Raw genomic sequence first — 335 nt, forward strand, 5'->3', positions numbered from 1 at the left:
GCAGATAGTCTGCGCAAGCACTTAACCTGGGCTGAAGACCAACCCCTTTATCAGTTGACCGGCGTAACCAGCCTGTTCGGTAGCCATAGCTTCAGCGACGAAATCCCTGCCCTGCGCTTTCAGGAAAGACAGCATAGCCATATTCAATTCAGCGGTTACCAAGGTGGTGGTGAGATCACCAGCAACCGGATTTATTACCAAGGTCATGCCAATAATCTGGTCGGCGAAGAAAACGGTGAAAACCGCCTGACGCTGAAGGATTTGCGCATTGAAATGGACGCCGATGTCAGCGTGAGCGCCATGATGGAAGGTGGCTTCTATGACAGCCAAACCCG

At 52.2% G+C, this 335-nt stretch carries 1 protein-coding gene; it reads left to right on the plus strand.

The genetic code is table 11. The features are described 5' to 3' along the window. Nucleotides 1-335, plus strand: a 335-nt coding sequence (locus J0A66_RS22300) for a DUF945 family protein (protein ID WP_206576016.1), incomplete at both ends; no start/stop codon positions are given.

The organism is Bowmanella dokdonensis, from assembly GCF_017254865.1.
Classification (GTDB): domain Bacteria; phylum Pseudomonadota; class Gammaproteobacteria; order Enterobacterales; family Alteromonadaceae; genus Bowmanella; species Bowmanella dokdonensis.